Here is a 14939-nt window from a genome sequence, read left to right as displayed (position 1 = left end):
ATCTACCTCTTCAATGCTTGTAATACTTTAATTGCCTGCTTATGTTCTTTTACATCATGACATCGCACAATATTTGCTCCCTCTTGCAATGCACGTAAATGCAAAACCAATGTCCCAGGCAATCTCTCTTCGACTGGGGTTGGAATTATCTTATCTATCATAGATTTTCTACTTGCTCCAATCAATACTTCATAACCAAATTTGCGAAACTCGCTTAAATTCTCAATTAAAGCAATATTGTCTTTTAAACGTTTGCCAAAACCAATTCCCGGATCAAGTATTATAGCATTGATTCCATAATGCTGTGCTCTTTCGATTCTTTTAGCAAAAAAATCACTCACTTCTACCACTACATCTTCATAGTATGGGCTCTGTTGCATAGTTTTTGGATTACCCTTTTTATGCATTAATACAACTGTAGCTCCAAACTCTGCTGCAATTTTTGCATTCTCCTCATTTTCAAGTGCAGTTATATCATTGAGTATCGAAAAGCCTCGCTCTAAAGCATAACGTGCAACTTTTGGCCTATAGGTATCTATACTCAGTTCCACCTTAAGATTTTCTTTTTGCAATGCATCCACTAAAGGCTTAATACGTGCAAGCTCCTCTTCTTCACTTATCTCTTCACTCCCAGGCCGTGTGCTCATGCCACCAATATCTATAATATCTGCTCCCTGTGCTATCATCTCTTTTATCGCTTCAACTGCTTTTGCACCTTGAAATCTACTTCCTGGATAGAAGCTATCATCTGTTGCATTAATAATACCCATTATTTTCGTAGGATACTCTTTGAAAGAGAGATATTTACGCAGCTCTTTGGCAAGCTCTTTGAGTCCATAAGGTTGTGCCATCTCCTTTTTCGCCAAGAGTGCTATATGCTTTTTTGTACCTATTAAAAGTGCATCAACCCTTTTAAAGTGACAAGTAATAGTGCCATTTGGCACAGCAAGATCTGCACCAATACTTAAAGCATCTTGCTTTAAAATATTTGCTGCACCCACATGAAGATCTCGTAGATAAAAAAGCATCACCTCAGCTTTGCGAGCCATAATCTCTATTCCAGGACGATCAACTCCCAGATTTTGCATGATGGAACGTACATTGGCCTTAGATGAAATCTTCTTTATTTTCATCGTTTCTTCTTTTTGTGTGTTAATAATATAAGTCCTGCTGTGATAATGACATTTGTTGGATTTGTGTTGAGATCTATGAGCTTCATAGCATCTCCAAAATAGGCTAATTCCCTCTTTGAAAGAGCAAAACTTGATTTTAGAGCAAATTGGAGCATATTTTTGATAATTGCTTTTGTCTCATTTTTAGTAGCTCTTTTGTACTTTGTAGCGAGTGAAACCAATGTTTCAAGATCAAATGTACAAAAAATCTCTATATTTTCCTCGCTCTTTTGCATCTGCACCACAGGGAGCCGTGATAAGATAGTAGGTAGAAGAAGCGTTTTTGAGCGTACAACTATGACAAAAACAGTATTGTGTGGCGGCTCTTCAAGAATTTTAAGGAGTGCATTTTGTGCATAAATATTGTAACGCTCTGCTGCAAGGAGCATCACTTTTGGCTCTTTGGATGCAACATGGGCTTTTGCAATCACCTCTTTGGCATCTTCAACTTTAAACTCCTCCCTAAAATAAGAGTGAAGATACTCTTCACTCAAAGAGAGTGCGAACTCTGCTTTTACTTCTTCCCACTCCTGTGCTACTACAATCTGACTCTTTAATTCAAACATCAGGTAAATTCCACATCTCCAAAAATTGCTGCATCAAGACTCTTTTCAAAAAGTCTGTAGAGTTGCAATAGCTTAATATCAAGAAGTTCATCATAAGATTTGAGTGTAAAATTGTTTTGGATATCTGTATCCATAATCCATAAAAAACTGTCATCGCGATATTTAGCGATATTGACATAATGAGAAGCACTCGATCTTCCTATATACCAAATAAAATAGCTTTCAAAAGAGATATCAAGCATATCAAAAAGCATATCAAGTTCTTCTTTACCCATATTTTTTTTTGTAGCAGGAATGAGAGTTTTAAGATTATAGAGAGGAATAAAGGGGCGATTTTTTGTAGATTTATTCAAAGAAGTAACAATATAGTGTGCATACCAATCTCTTTCATCATCTGTAAGAAGCAAAACAGTATAACCATTAACAATTCGCTGCAGTGCATCAGCTGCTAGAGGAATCCACTCATAGCGGCGCTCCTCTAGCCAATTCATCATACTTTTATCATAGCGAATAGTCTGCAGTGTCCACTGATCAAAACTCTTACTCATTTATCCAACTCATACGCAGCATGCAAAGCACGCACCGCCAACTCTCCATATTTTTCATCAATAATCATAGAGATTTTAATCTCACTTGTACTAATCATCTCAATATTGATATTCTCTTTAGCCATTGTCTCAAAAGCCTTGCTCGCTACACCGCTATGCGATTTCATACCGACACCAACAATACTTACTTTTGCTACATCTGGATCATATTCTACCTTCTCATACTCATCTTTGAACTGCTCCATCACTTTTTTAACAAGTTCAAGCTCATTTTGTGGAACAGTAAAATCAAGATTTGTTTTACCATCTTCACCAATTGTTTGAACTATCATATCTACATTGATATTTTCATTCGCTAATGCTTTGAAAATTTCTGCTGCTATTCCCGGTCTATCTTTGACTCCGCGCAGACTTACTCTCGCTTGATTTTTATCCAACGCTATACCGCTAACAAGTGGCTTTTCCATAATATTCTCTTCCTTTGTGATGATTGTTCCAGGATTATCATTAAAACTGCTTCTAGCTTCAATTACTACGCCAAGTTTTTTGGCAAGCTCTACACTGCGATTTTGCAGTACTTTCGCACCAAGACTTGCAAGTTCAAGCATCTCATCGTAGCTGATCTTATCCAGTTTCTTTGCTTTTGGCTCAATTCTTGGATCGGTTGTATAAACTCCATCAACATCAGAATAGATCTCACACTTATCTGCACCAAGGGCACCTGCAATAGCAACAGCTGTCAAATCGCTTCCTCCACGTCCAAGCGTCGTTACTTGGCCATCTTCTGTAATTCCTTGAAATCCAGCAACAACAATAATTTTTCCCTCTTTCAAAGCATTTTGCATAGGCTCAGGATTAATCTTTTCAATGCGAGCAACAGTGTGGGATTTATCAGTTACAATCCCAGCTTGACGTCCAGTCATAGCTACGGTAGGAAAGCCCATCTCGTTGAGTGCAATAGAAAGAAGTGCTGCTGTAACCCTCTCACCACTGCTTAAAAGCAGATCCATATCTCTTCTACTTGGCGTTGGACTGAAATGTTTTGCATAATCAATGAGCTTATTTGTTTCTCCACTCATTGCTGAGACAACAACTACTACATCATTTCCAGCCTCTTTTGTTTTAGCAACACGTTTTGCAACATTTTCTATCCTCTCGAGGCTCCCAACACTAGTTCCCCCATATTTTTGCACAATCAGCATCAAAAATACCCCTCTTTTTTAAAATATTCTAATACCTGTTTATAAACCGGTCTTTTAAAAAAAGTGACATAATTAAAAAGATCCTCATAAGAAACAAATTTATATTTGCTAAATTCTGGCTCCTTTGTATCAAGGTCAATTTTTGCACCAGGCTTGAGTTTGACTAAAAAATATTTTTGTCTTTGCCCATCAAAAGGATACATCTTCTTTGCAATTCTCTTGGGAAAATCGTAACTCACCCACTCAGGATATTCAGCAATAATTTCAATTTTATCTGTTCCGATTTCCTCTTTAAGCTCTCGCAAAAGTGCTTCTTTAGGGCTCTCTCCTTTGTCTATTCCTCCTTGAGGAAATTGCCAAGAGTCTTCATAATCGCTCCTTGCAGCAATGAAAAACTCTACCTTGCGTGGATATTCACTTGAAAGCACAATCGCTGCTACATTAGGTCTATATCTCTTGTTTGTCATCTACCCTCTTTTCAAAAAGCCAGACCTAAAACGAAACTATTTCATTTTAGGTCACACTTTTTTACTTGATATAATACTGACTTACTATTTAAAAAAGGATAAAAATTGCTGTTGTATCTCCATATACCATTTTGCGACAGCAAATGCAACTACTGCGCTTTCAACTCATTTACAACTAATCATCACTTAAAATCGGAGTATATGCAAACCGCTTTACGGCAACTTGAACATGATTTAAACACCTTTAATGTCAAAAAACTCCAAAGTGTCTATATAGGTGGTGGAACACCTTCAACTATAAAACCTCAGCTTTATGAGCCTCTTTTTGAAAAAATTCTTTCATTGATTGAAATAGATGCCGAGATCACTGTAGAGGCCAACCCAAATAGCGCAACACTATCGTGGCTTAAGGGTATGAAATCTCTTGGAGCAACACGCATAAGTTTTGGCGCACAAAGCTTCGATGATAAAAAACTTAAACTCCTTGGAAGAGCCCACTCCCCTCAAGAAGCCATTGCAGCAGTAGAGAGAGCTTTTAAAGTTGGTTTTGAGCATATAAGTATCGATCTCATTTATGAAACAACGCTTGATAGCAAAACACTTTTAGAACATGAGATTACTCAAGCCCTTAAACTCCCCATCGATCATATTTCAGCTTATGCTTTGATTTTAGAACCAAACACACCTTTTGAAAATAAAACCGATGTAAAAGCTAAAGATGAGAACCAAGGATATTTTATAAAAGAACTCATACCTTTTGAGCAGTATGAAGTCTCTAATTATGGTAAATACCGTTCTAAACACAATCTTGGATACTGGCAACTTAAAGAGTATATTGGTATAGGATGCGGAGCTGTCGGATTTGTACAAAATAGAAGATATTACCCAAAAACTGATCTTGCATCCTATATCAAAAATCCTCTTACATACAATATAGAACATCTAAGCAAAGAGGATATTCGTTTTGAAAAGATATTTTTAGGTCTAAGAAGTATCGTCGGAGTTCATTTGACACTGGTGGATAAAGAAAAAGTTGCCATTTTAGAAAATGAGGGAAAAGTGGAAGTAAAAAATAGTAAAATGTATAATAAAAATTTCTTTTTATCAGATGAGATAGCCCTGTTTTTACATGATTTTTAGTTTATTATAAGTATAGCAATATTATTATAACTTAATATCAAGAATTAAAATAGCATTTACCTACATGATAACCTGCATGGAGGAAATATGGAGAAGTTATCAACGGGAATCAAAGGACTAGATAAGGTTTTATTTGGGGGGCTTTATAAACAAAGATTCTACTTAATATCTGGAGGTCCAGGAGCTGGAAAAACCACATTTTGTCTCCATTTTCTAGAAGAAGGCGGGAAAAAAGGTGAAAATTCTCTCTTTATAAGTTTAGGAGAAAAAGAGAATCAAATACGAGAAAGCGCAAAAAATCTAGGTCTTAATTTACAACACCTGTTTTTTTAGATCTCTCTCCTTCGTCAGACTATTTTATCAACACAGAAAGTTATGATATATTTTCTCCAGCAGAGGTTGAGAAAGAGCCAATCACTACCGCAATCAAAGAGGCAGTTGAGAAATATAAACCTACAAGAGTTGTGATCGATTCTTTAACGCAGTTTCGTTACTTATCTACTGATATCTTCCAATTTAGAAAAGAGGTTCTCTCTTTATTAAATTATCTCTCAGAAAATGGAGCTACAACTCTATTCACCTCTGAATCGAGTCATGAAACTCCTGATGATGATTTAAGGTTTTTAAGTGATGGTGTTATTGATCTCTTTGTTACAGAAGAGTATAGATACCTCATGGTAAAAAAATTCAGAGGCTCAGAATTTATATCTGGCACACACACTTATGAGATCAAAAATAACAAAGGAATCACTGTCTATCCACGCCTCTCTTTTAAAGGGATAAAATCAAATATAGAACATTTTAAACAATTCTCTTTCGGTGTTCCAGAAATTGATGAACTTCTTTTTGGAGGAATAGAACAATCAACTATATCTGTAATAGCAGGGCCTAGTGGAACTGGCAAAACAACATTAAGTATGCAATTTTTAAAAGAGTGTGCTGGAAGAGGAGAGCGAAGTATTGTTTACTCTTTTGAAGAGCAACCCGAAAAGATCATTGAAAGGTGTGAAAAAATAAATATTCCTGTAAAAGCAATGATTGAACAAGGAACTTTGAAAATTAAATATATTCCACCTAATATATACACTAACGATGCTTTTGCTGAAATAGTAAAAAAAGATATAGAAGAAAAGGGAACCAAAATAGTAATGATTGACTCTACTTCTGGATATATTGAAGCAATGATTGGTAAAAATAATTTAACTTATCTATTTAATCTTTGTAAATATCTCTCTTTACATAAAATCACCGTTTTACTTCCAACTGAGGTAAAAAATATAACAGGGGATTTTTTAGTATCCAACTATGATATAAGCTATATAGCTGATAATATTATATTTTTAAGATATTTAGAAATAAAAGGCCAATTAAGAAGAGCCATTGGTATTTTAAAGAAAAGATTGAGTAATTTTGAAAAAACTTTAAGAGAATTTGAAATTACAAAGTATGGCATTAAAGTAGGAACACCGTTATATAATTTGGAAAATATCTTAACAGGTGTACCTAAACTAGTATCTGAAAAGGACTAATAGAATGAGTACAATTTTACTATCTGATAAAAAACGAGAGAATATAAAACTGTTGTTATCTTTTTTACATAAATATAACTTTGAGTCATATCAAGCCTGCAATCACAATACCTTGAACATATATAATGAGACAAGCACTATCGATATTGTTCTTATAGCCAACACTATGCTGGAATAGGATATGAAAAAAGAGAAAATTGCTATTTTTTTCCATAATAAAAATAATGAAAAACTATTATATAAATATCTTAGTGATAAATATGAAATTCTTTTTGATGCAAAACTAAATCAGGATGAAAAAATTGATCTTATTATCATAGATGGTGTGTGCCTCAAAAAATATCAATATCAGATTGAAAAATTAAAAGAAGAAGAAAAACCTGTCTTTTTACCTATACTTCTTGTAACCACTAAAAAAGATATCCATTTTAACAAAAATGAGATTTTTCAATTAGTAAACGATGTTATTATCGTTCCTATTATCTCTATAGAGCTGCATATGCGACTCTATAATCTTCTTTACATACGAGAACTCACTTTAATTTTAGAAAAAGAATCCTCTATCGACCCTCTTACTGGTGTTTTTAATAGAAGAGCAATGAATGAAATGTTAATTGCAGAAATAGAAAAAGCTAAAAGATATAAAAGACCATTATCTGTTATATTTTTTGACATTGACCATTTTAAAAAGATAAATGACACATATGGACATGATGTTGGAGATTTTGTTTTACGAAAACTTGTTAGTGTTATTCGAAATCATTTAAGGCAAACAGATACTCTAGCAAGATTTGGTGGGGAAGAATTTCTGATAGTTTTACCTGAAATGGATCTGCAAAATACAAAAATAGTTGCTGAAAAAATTAGAAAAAGAGTGGAAACTACAGATTTTGAAAAAGTAAAAAAAATAACAATAAGTCTTGGAGTAACGCAGTTAAAAGAAGATGACACAAGGCAAGAGCTTTTAAAAAGAGTAGATGAGGCCCTATATCAAGCCAAAAACAGTGGTAGAAACAAGGTTGTAACTGTTTCATAAAAATAGTTTTCATAATAAATCTGCCATACTTCAAACTTTATTATAAACAAATATAATATAATGCAATTTTATTGGAGATAATTTGATTTTAAAGTTTTTTTCTTACCCTATCAGCCTCCTTCTAGCTCACGGCTATATTGCACTTTTTATCTGGAGTATTTTAGAAGGTGAAATCGGACTTATGCTTGCAGGATGGCTTGCACATCAAGGGAAAGTTTTTACTTTTGAAAAAATTATTATCATTGCTTCCATTGGAGCTCTTATAGGAGATACTTTCACTTTTAGTGTTGGAAGATTTTTTAGAAAGAGAGCTTTAGCTTGGCTTAATACACATCCTCAAAAAAAGGATATCGCGCAGAAACTTATAAAAAACTATGGTTCATTTGTTATCATTTTTGAGCGCTTTATCTATGGAACGCATATTCCTGTTATGTTAACATTAGGAATGTCAGGATATAGCTACGTAAAATTTTATATCTACGAAATTATCGGTGTCTTTCTTTGGGCAGTAACATTTACCTCAATAGGTTTCTATTTAGGCGATACTGCAATCCAAATAGTTGTATTGCTACAAAAAAAATTACTAGCTCTACTCGTTTTTATCTTGTTTGTTCTATGGATTTTTAAATTGCAAAAAGAATAATTTTTCTTAATAATATAAGGAGTATTTTGTAAAATATGAAAGTGTAATTCTCATCCCCTATATTATTGTCAAGTGCAACCTAAAAATGTACCAAGATGCGAAGTGAAAATGTACCACTTTGAAACTAAAAATTGTTATCGAGTCCAGTAAGGACACCAGCTTTTCTTTTTTGCTTAAGCCTGTAGCTTTCACCTTGGATATTGAGTATATGGCTATGGTGAATAAGCCTATCAAGTATTGCTGTAGTTAACGCTTCATCATTGTTGAGCACCTCCTTGAATTTTGTAAAAGATAGATTGCTTGTAATGATAATTGATCCTATTTCATACCGTTTATTGATAACCTGGAAAAAGAGATTGGCCTGGTTTTCATTGAGCTTGATATAGCCAAATTCATCGATAATCAAGAGTTTTACCGTATTGATAACCTTTTTGAAATAGTGCTGCAACCTGTTGGTCTGCTGCGCAATCTCAAGTTGTAAAAGCAGATCTGCTGCAGTGATGAATTTTGTTTTTATTCTTGCTTGTGTAGCAAGATATCCCAAAGCTATGGCCATGTGGGTTTTCCCAACACCGCTTGGTCCAATAAGCAGGATATTTTCGGCATTCTCTATAAATCTTAAAGTAGAAAGTTCATTAATAATATTTCTATCTACCGCAGAAGATGAGAAATCAAACATCTCTATGGTCTTTACTTTTGGAAAGCCTGCCATTTTCAGTGTTGTTGCTTTTGAACGCTCTATCTTCTTTTGATGTTCATATCTAAAAAGCTCAAGCAAAAAGTGGCTGTATGAAAGATTCTTTTTAGCTGCTTCTTGCGCTATGGATGAAAAGCTCTCTTTAATGGCAGGAAGTTTAAAAAGCGCAGCATACTCTTGTATCTGTTCATTTATACTGTGTATCTCTTTATGCATGGCAAACTCCCAAAAGCGCATCATACTCCTCTAAAGAACTCTTAGCTGTATTATGTATGTTTATGCTGTTTTTATACTTTTTATTTGACAAGGAAAGCTTTTTATCTATGCAATTGTCATATTCTTTTTTGTTATGCAAGCTTTTTGGCTTGGCTGAAATTATTAGCGGCAGCAGAACTTTTTGCTCTTTTATAAAGAGCTCTTTTGGTTTTTGCTTCGTTGTTGCGTGCACTCTATTATGAACAATTTCAAGCCACTGAAATATCTGGCTGTTAAGAAGCTTTGTATCTATAACAAGCGAAGAGTTTTTGAGTCTTGCTTTCAAAGGAATATAGAAGTTTCCTTTCATATAGCCTATAACTCTCTCTACCTTCCCTTTTGTTTTTGCCCTGTAGGGTTTACAAAGTTTTGGAATAAATCCATACTCTTTGGAAAAATCCAAAAACCTCTCATTAAATCTGTGTTTTGCATTCCCGTAAGCGTTATGCTCTATCACCACGCTTTTGAGGTTGTCGTAAAGAATGGTTCTAGGCACTCCCCCAAAGAAGGCGAAAGCCTTTTTATGACAATCTATAAAACTATCAAAGCGCATATTGTCTGTAAAGCAGATAAATGCGTATCTGCTATAGCCCAAAATCATCGCAAAGGCATAAATGGGATTCTTCCCTCTTCTCTTCGTATCACCGTCCAGTCAGCTTGCGCCTGCTCGCCCGGATCTGTCTCAAATCGCACTACCTCTTCCTCTTTTACGCTCATATGCTCTTTATAAAGCCCGCTCATAAACGCCTGCAATATTCTTATCTTCCCCTCATACCCTTTTGCTGTAATCTCCCGGTATATTACCGTTGAAGGAATTTTATCCGGCAACCCTTGAGCTATTCTCTTTTTTATATACTCTTTGTATGGATCGAGCTTCGATTTGTAAACTCTCGGTTTTCTTGGCAGAAGCTTATCCTCTTTGAGTCTTTTGGATACGGTTCTTCTATCAAGTCCCGTCATCCTTGCAATAGCTCTTATGCTGTATCCTTGTCTGTAAAGTGTATGTACCATCACAAACTCCTCGTATGTAATCACTATTGCCTCCAAATATTTTTGGAAGCGATTATATTCTCTTATATTTCCTCATCTCATGGATGGTACATTTTCATCTTGCGTCTGTGGTGTATTTTAACATTGCAGGTGACAATTATTGCTTCTTTTATAGCAAAGTACAAGAGAACACACAGGGATTCTATGCAAATGAAAAATTATTAGCGAGCAAAATACTTAAATTCTCCAAAAGACTTTTTAAAAAGAGTTAGATGAGCAAAAAGGATCCAAATTTCGCCCTTATAAAGAAGTCCTTTTCAAAAGAGGGCTATATGATGAGATTTTTGCCCTCGAAAACAAAGGATCGAAAATGGAGATAATATGCTAAATACCAAACCCTCAGCAAAACTATCACTTAAAGAGCGCATACGCAAAGATATCGAAAAGAATCGCGAGCGTATAAAGGAGCTTGGCCCAGGAATCATTACCGGCGGAGCTGGCGATGATCCAGCAGGAATTGTTACATATACGTTAGTAGGAGCTACGACTGGATTTAGTCAACTTTGGCTTTTACTATTAAGTACTCCTATGATGATATCCATTCAAAATATGGTAGCACGTATTGCAATAGTTACAGGTAAAAGCCTGCCCGAGATCACAACAGCCTTTTATTCTAAAAAACTGACTATTTTTATGATCATGGTACTTGCTATAGCAAACATTCTCACTATTGGTGCTGATCTTAATGCCATTGCTGCAATATTACACATTGTAACTGGATATCCCACAATATATTTTCTCATACCTGTAACTTCCCTCATCGCCTACCTCATCACTTTTGGGCGATATAAGACGATAAAACATGTATTAGTAACTCTTACAGTTATTTTAGGTATCTATATAGTCTCAGCAATAATGGCTAAACCGCCTCTTTTGGAAGTGTTGAAAAATACTTTTATTCCTCATATTCAGACTTCCACATCCTGGATCGTAGCCGCTCTTGGCCTTCTTGGCACTACAATCTCTCCCTATCTGCTTTTTTGGCAGGCCTCAGAAGAGAAAGAGGAGAAAAAAAGTGTGGTACAAGCAGATGAAGTAAGCTTTGATACATTGGTGGGAATGATATGGTCTAATCTCCTTTCTTATACAATGATTATTACAGGAGCTGTAATGCTCTATGGACAGAGTGAAGCAATTGAGGATATAGGTACATTAGCTGTTGCCCTCAAACCTGCAGCAGGAGATTTTGCCTTTGCTCTTTTTGCCATTGGTGTTATTGTCTCAGGCTTTTTAGCTATCCCCGTACTCGCAGGCTCAACTGCATATGCAGTCGCCGATACCTTTGGTTGGAGAGAAGGGATGGATAATAAAGTAAGTGACGCAAAGGGATTCTATTTTGTTTTTGTCGGCGCTTTGGTAATAGGAGATCTTATAGATATGATGCCAGATATTTCTGCAGTCGATGCACTCTATTACTCACAAGTGCTTGATGGTATGCTTATTCCTATACTTATAGCAATTACGCTGTTCATAGCTAATGACAAACGTATTATGGGCGGCGAGTATCTTCCTAGCCGTTGGGGAAATCTTTTTGCTATTTTTGCACTCATTGTCACTATTAGTTTAGTATGTATAACATTTTGGCATTGGTTGTAATAAAAGATTTGAGTCCTTAAAGCAAATTCATTTAAAAAAATTTTCCTCCATATCACTTACACAGCGAAAATAGAAATGTTCACTTTTAGGCGCAGTAGCAACGCTTCCTACAGCAAATCCTACTACATAGACTTCATTTTCCCCAAACTCATCATCACTAATATAGTATTTATGGTGCATGTGACTAAATATTTTTTTATTTACAGCAGGTTTTACATAGTTGTAATTTACAATAGCATAGAGCTCTTCAAGACTTGGGAGTCTCCACTCTCTACCAAAAAGTTTAAGATTTTCACAATAGCGCTGTGCTTCTTCGTATGTGAGCTTCTTTTTATCGCGCCGCTTCTTAAAAGGCTCCCAATAGATGCTATTTTTATAATCTGCTACTAGGCCGTTAGAGAGTTTTTTGAAATGTTTATCAAGTTGATGTAATTTTGGATTATTGGTACATATTACATGCGCTTTGATATTTTTAGGAGTTGGCGTAATATCTCCATCTTGCAAATAAAAGGCAAATGCTGGTATATCTTTATTTAATACAAATATCTCACTCTCATGGCGAATATTTTTCTCAATTCTTGCCTCTCCCAAAGTATTACCGCTCCAATAGAGCTTATCTTTTCCAAATCGATCCGTTTGCCCTCGTAAAGGAAAAAGCTCCCAGATTTCAGTAATACGCCACTCTTTTCCAAGCTTTTGTTTACACACCTTTAAAGCCTCTAAATATGTATATTTTCCTTCTATCTCTTTCATCTGTGCAAAGAGTAGTAGAGGTAGGAAAATAAGTATAAATCGCATTTTATTCCTTTTAAAATCTTTCGGATATACTACTTTATCAAAATATAATATCTTTTGATGTACAATTTTTCAAATTTCCAATAAGGGACTCTTAATGTTTGGAATGGGTTTTACCGAAATTTTAATGATTGCTGTTGTTGCTATCATCTTTTTAGGACCAGAAAAACTTCCTCAGTTTCTCATAGATATTGCCAAATTTTTTAAAAGTATCAAACGTGCAGTCAATGATGCCAAAGTACAATTAGAGCAAGAGGTAAAAATTACTGAGTTGAAAGAAGAGGCAGATGAGTACAAGAAGAAATTTAAATCAGTTGCTGAAGAGATGGGAACAATTACTGCTGAGCTTGAAGAAGATCCATTAGCAGAAGTAGAAGAGATTAAAAGTGCGATGAAAGAGCAACCAAAAAGAGAAGTAGTCAAGTTTAAAAAAAAGATAGATGAAGATAAGGATAAAGTAGATGTTTGAAGAGCTTAAACCACATTTAGCAGAGCTTCGCAAAAGGCTCCTTATCAGTATAGCTACCATATTTGTGATGTTTGTAATCAGTTTTGGTTTTTGGGAGCATATACTTGATTGGATGATCATGCCTCTTAAAGAGGCACTGCCCCCTGGCAGCAATGTAATTTTCACCAAAGTAGGAGAAGCCTTCTTTACTGCGCTCAAAGTCTCTTTCTTTGCTGCACTCATATTTAGTCTGCCAGTCATCTTTTGGCAACTTTGGCTCTTTATTGCTCCAGGGCTCTATGAGCATGAGAAAAAATTTGTACTTCCATTTGTAATATCTGCTACTACTATGTTCGTACTTGGAGCACTCTTTGCTTACTATGTAGTATTTCCATTTGGTTTTAGCTACCTCATCAATTTTGGCTCACAACTCTTTACAGCTCTTCCAAGTATTGGCGAATATGTAGGATTTTTTACAAAATTGATGTTTGGATTTGGATTAGCATTTGAGCTTCCAGTTATCACTTTTTTCCTTGCATCTTTGGGGCTTGTTACAGATGAGAGTCTCAAAAGCTTTTTTAAATATGCCATCATTATCATTTTTGCAGTTGCTGCACTGCTCACACCACCTGATGTCTTGAGCCAGCTTCTCATGGCAGGACCGCTTGTTATACTCTATGGCGTTTCAATCATTATTGCTCGTATCATAAATCCTGCATCAAAAAATGAAGAAGAGATAGAAGAGGCAGATGAAGAGGAAGCTTGATCCTACGCTCGTAAGCAGTTATGATTACGAGCTTCCTTCATCAGCCATTGCCAAATATCCAGCCAATCCACCAGATAGTGCAAAACTTTTAGTATATGAGAGAGAAACGCAAAAAATAACTCATGCTATTTTTCACGATCTTCCACAATTTTTGCCAAAAGATGTAGCCCTTGTTTTTAACGATACAAAAGTGATTAAAGCCAGAATTTTTGGAAAAAAAGAGAGTGGCGGAAAAATAGAACTCCTTCTCAATCGTCCAGTAGCAGATAAAAGATTTAGTGTCTTTATCAAAGGACGCGTCAAAAAGGGTACAAAGCTGTTTTTTGATGAAGGACTTAAAGGTGAGGTAATAGAGCTCTTACCAGATGGATCAAGAGTAGTAGCATTTTATAAAGATAGCAAAGAACTTACCTTTGAAGAGTTGCTCCCTATTTTGGAAAATATTGGGCATATTCCTCTCCCTCCATATATTGATCGAGCAGATACAAAAGAGGATGAAATTTTCTATCAACCCCTCTTTGCTCAAAAGCCTGGAGCCGTCGCTGCACCAACTGCATCACTCCACTTTACAAAAGAGCTTTTAGCAAAGCTTCAAAAAGAACACCCCTTCTTTTCTGTTACTCTACATGTAGGAGCTGGAACTTTTAAACCCGTTGAGAGTGAAAAAATTACAGAGCATAGTATGCATAGTGAATATTATGAGATCCCCTCTGCTACTTGTGCAATGCTCGACTCCAAACAGCCTATTTTAGCAGTTGGCACTACAGTAACCCGCACAATAGAGTATTATGCTCGCACAAAGAGATGTTTTGGGGAGTGTGATCTCTTTTTACATCCAAAAAATCCCCCCATTCGCGTTAATCATCTCCTGACCAATTTTCATTTGCCAAAATCGACGCTCATCATGCTTGTAGCATCTTTTATTGGACTGGAAAAAACACTAGAACTCTACGAAATTGCAATAAAAGAGAAGTACCGCTTTTTTAGCTATGGCGATGCAATGCTCATTATCTAACTTGATAAATTTCT

Annotated in this window: 18 protein-coding genes; 9 read left to right on the top strand and 9 right to left on the bottom strand. The window is 35.5% G+C overall.

Annotation, left to right across the window (positions count from 1 at the left end; all coding sequences use genetic code 11):
* Nucleotides 1–2 precede the first annotated feature (2 nt).
* From folP to JG738_RS04210, 5 genes are read right to left on the bottom strand one after another with little or no spacing between them, the layout of a single operon-like run.
* Nucleotides 3–1133, bottom strand: a complete 1131-nt coding sequence (gene folP / locus JG738_RS04230) for a dihydropteroate synthase (RefSeq protein ID WP_201338513.1) — start codon at nucleotides 1131–1133, stop codon at nucleotides 3–5.
* Nucleotides 1130–1738, bottom strand: coding sequence for a DNA polymerase III subunit delta' (locus JG738_RS04225; RefSeq protein ID WP_201338512.1), 609 nt, complete (start codon nucleotides 1736–1738; stop codon nucleotides 1130–1132). The genes folP and JG738_RS04225 overlap by 4 nt, the downstream gene beginning before the upstream one ends.
* On the bottom strand, nucleotides 1738–2286 hold the full coding sequence (locus tag JG738_RS04220) for a HobA family DNA replication regulator (protein ID WP_084275633.1): 549 nt from the start codon (nucleotides 2284–2286) through the stop codon (nucleotides 1738–1740). The genes JG738_RS04225 and JG738_RS04220 overlap by 1 nt, the downstream gene beginning before the upstream one ends.
* On the bottom strand, nucleotides 2283–3488 hold the full coding sequence (locus JG738_RS04215) for an aspartate kinase (RefSeq protein ID WP_201338720.1): 1206 nt from the start codon (nucleotides 3486–3488) through the stop codon (nucleotides 2283–2285). The genes JG738_RS04220 and JG738_RS04215 overlap by 4 nt, the downstream gene beginning before the upstream one ends.
* Nucleotides 3488–3955 (bottom strand): RNA pyrophosphohydrolase, encoded by a 468-nt coding sequence (locus JG738_RS04210; RefSeq protein ID WP_084275632.1) that lies wholly within the window; start codon nucleotides 3953–3955, stop codon nucleotides 3488–3490. The genes JG738_RS04215 and JG738_RS04210 overlap by 1 nt, the downstream gene beginning before the upstream one ends.
* 105 nt (nucleotides 3956–4060) lie before the next feature.
* Here JG738_RS04210 and hemW point away from each other — a divergent pair, with 105 nt between their 5' ends.
* From hemW to JG738_RS04185, 5 genes are all read left to right on the top strand, one after another.
* Entirely contained in the window at nucleotides 4061–5095 is a 1035-nt protein-coding gene (gene hemW, locus JG738_RS04205) for a radical SAM family heme chaperone HemW (protein WP_201338511.1), read from the top strand.
* Between the two features lie 87 nt (nucleotides 5096–5182).
* Nucleotides 5183–5428 carry an ATPase domain-containing protein gene (locus JG738_RS10500; protein ID WP_201338510.1) on the top strand — a complete coding sequence of 82 codons (246 nt, stop codon included), beginning with the start codon at nucleotides 5183–5185 and terminating at the stop codon, nucleotides 5426–5428.
* A 26-nt stretch (nucleotides 5429–5454) separates the two neighbouring features.
* A complete protein-coding gene (locus tag JG738_RS04195) occupies nucleotides 5455–6624 on the top strand; it encodes an ATPase domain-containing protein (RefSeq protein WP_370583675.1) in 1170 nt (389 codons plus the stop codon).
* 181 nt (nucleotides 6625–6805) lie between these two features.
* A complete protein-coding gene (locus JG738_RS04190; RefSeq protein WP_201338508.1) occupies nucleotides 6806–7660 on the top strand; it encodes a GGDEF domain-containing protein in 855 nt (284 codons plus the stop codon).
* A gap of 82 nt (nucleotides 7661–7742) precedes the next feature.
* On the top strand, nucleotides 7743–8303 hold the full coding sequence (locus tag JG738_RS04185; protein WP_201338507.1) for a DedA family protein: 561 nt from the start codon (nucleotides 7743–7745) through the stop codon (nucleotides 8301–8303).
* Nucleotides 8304–8427: 124 nt separating this feature from the next.
* Here the strand turns inward: JG738_RS04185 and istB are convergent, their stop codons facing one another.
* Genes istB through JG738_RS04170 form a run of 3 tightly spaced genes read right to left on the bottom strand, consistent with a single transcriptional unit; the run spans nucleotide 8428 to nucleotide 10302 of the window.
* Complete coding sequence (istB, locus tag JG738_RS04180; RefSeq protein ID WP_370583670.1) at nucleotides 8428–9237, bottom strand: IS21-like element helper ATPase IstB; 810 nt, start codon at nucleotides 9235–9237, stop codon at nucleotides 8428–8430.
* Complete coding sequence (istA, locus tag JG738_RS04175) at nucleotides 9209–9856, bottom strand: IS21 family transposase (protein WP_201338506.1); 648 nt, start codon at nucleotides 9854–9856, stop codon at nucleotides 9209–9211. Before istA ends, istB begins: the two co-directional genes overlap by 29 nt.
* On the bottom strand, nucleotides 9853–10302 hold the full coding sequence (locus JG738_RS04170; RefSeq protein WP_201338505.1) for a transposase: 450 nt from the start codon (nucleotides 10300–10302) through the stop codon (nucleotides 9853–9855). Before JG738_RS04170 ends, istA begins: the two co-directional genes overlap by 4 nt.
* A 324-nt stretch (nucleotides 10303–10626) precedes the next feature.
* Between JG738_RS04170 and JG738_RS04165 the strand changes: the two genes are divergently transcribed.
* Entirely contained in the window at nucleotides 10627–11901 is a 1275-nt protein-coding gene (locus JG738_RS04165; protein ID WP_201338504.1) for an Nramp family divalent metal transporter, read from the top strand.
* 27 nt (nucleotides 11902–11928) lie between these two features.
* Here JG738_RS04165 and JG738_RS04160 read toward each other — a convergent pair whose 3' ends face one another.
* Nucleotides 11929–12699, bottom strand: a complete 771-nt coding sequence (locus JG738_RS04160; RefSeq protein ID WP_201338503.1) for a DUF1566 domain-containing protein — start codon at nucleotides 12697–12699, stop codon at nucleotides 11929–11931.
* A gap of 94 nt (nucleotides 12700–12793) precedes the next feature.
* Between JG738_RS04160 and tatB the strand changes: the two genes are divergently transcribed.
* From tatB to queA, 3 genes are read left to right on the top strand one after another with little or no spacing between them, the layout of a single operon-like run.
* Nucleotides 12794–13165 (top strand): Sec-independent protein translocase protein TatB, encoded by a 372-nt coding sequence (gene tatB, locus JG738_RS04155; RefSeq protein ID WP_201338502.1) that lies wholly within the window; start codon nucleotides 12794–12796, stop codon nucleotides 13163–13165.
* Nucleotides 13158–13910, top strand: a complete 753-nt coding sequence (tatC, locus tag JG738_RS04150; RefSeq protein WP_084275624.1) for a twin-arginine translocase subunit TatC — start codon at nucleotides 13158–13160, stop codon at nucleotides 13908–13910. Before tatB ends, tatC begins: the two co-directional genes overlap by 8 nt.
* On the top strand, nucleotides 13894–14925 hold the full coding sequence (queA, locus tag JG738_RS04145) for a tRNA preQ1(34) S-adenosylmethionine ribosyltransferase-isomerase QueA (protein WP_201338501.1): 1032 nt from the start codon (nucleotides 13894–13896) through the stop codon (nucleotides 14923–14925). Before tatC ends, queA begins: the two co-directional genes overlap by 17 nt.
* Nucleotides 14926–14939: the final 14 nt, after the last annotated feature.

It is taken from the genome of Nitratiruptor sp. YY08-26 (assembly GCF_016593215.1).
Taxonomy (GTDB): Bacteria; Campylobacterota; Campylobacteria; order Campylobacterales; family Nitratiruptoraceae; genus Nitratiruptor; species Nitratiruptor tergarcus.
Note: the sequence above shows the minus strand (reverse complement) of the source record. Positions and strands in the feature narration are given on the sequence as shown.

Excerpts from the sequence above, each read along its gene's own strand:
- folP (WP_201338513.1), bottom strand. The coding sequence starts at position 1,133 with ATGAAAATAAAGAAGATTTCATCTAAGGCCAATGTACGTTCCATCATG.
- JG738_RS04225 (WP_201338512.1), bottom strand. The coding sequence starts at position 1,738 with ATGTTTGAATTAAAGAGTCAGATTGTAGTAGCACAGGAGTGGGAAGAA.
- JG738_RS04220 (WP_084275633.1), bottom strand. The coding sequence starts at position 2,286 with ATGAGTAAGAGTTTTGATCAGTGGACACTGCAGACTATTCGCTATGAT.
- JG738_RS04215 (WP_201338720.1), bottom strand. The coding sequence starts at position 3,488 with ATGCTGATTGTGCAAAAATATGGGGGAACTAGTGTTGGGAGCCTCGAG.
- JG738_RS04210 (WP_084275632.1), bottom strand. The coding sequence starts at position 3,955 with ATGACAAACAAGAGATATAGACCTAATGTAGCAGCGATTGTGCTTTCA.
- JG738_RS10500 (WP_201338510.1), top strand. The coding sequence starts at position 5,183 with ATGGAGAAGTTATCAACGGGAATCAAAGGACTAGATAAGGTTTTATTT.
- JG738_RS04190 (WP_201338508.1), top strand. The coding sequence starts at position 6,806 with ATGAAAAAAGAGAAAATTGCTATTTTTTTCCATAATAAAAATAATGAA.
- istB (WP_370583670.1), bottom strand. The coding sequence starts at position 9,237 with ATGCGCTTTTGGGAGTTTGCCATGCATAAAGAGATACACAGTATAAAT.
- istA (WP_201338506.1), bottom strand. The coding sequence starts at position 9,856 with ATGATTTTGGGCTATAGCAGATACGCATTTATCTGCTTTACAGACAAT.
- JG738_RS04165 (WP_201338504.1), top strand. The coding sequence starts at position 10,627 with ATGCTAAATACCAAACCCTCAGCAAAACTATCACTTAAAGAGCGCATA.
- JG738_RS04160 (WP_201338503.1), bottom strand. The coding sequence starts at position 12,699 with ATGCGATTTATACTTATTTTCCTACCTCTACTACTCTTTGCACAGATG.
- tatB (WP_201338502.1), top strand. The coding sequence starts at position 12,794 with ATGTTTGGAATGGGTTTTACCGAAATTTTAATGATTGCTGTTGTTGCT.
- tatC (WP_084275624.1), top strand. The coding sequence starts at position 13,158 with ATGTTTGAAGAGCTTAAACCACATTTAGCAGAGCTTCGCAAAAGGCTC.
- queA (WP_201338501.1), top strand. The coding sequence starts at position 13,894 with ATGAAGAGGAAGCTTGATCCTACGCTCGTAAGCAGTTATGATTACGAG.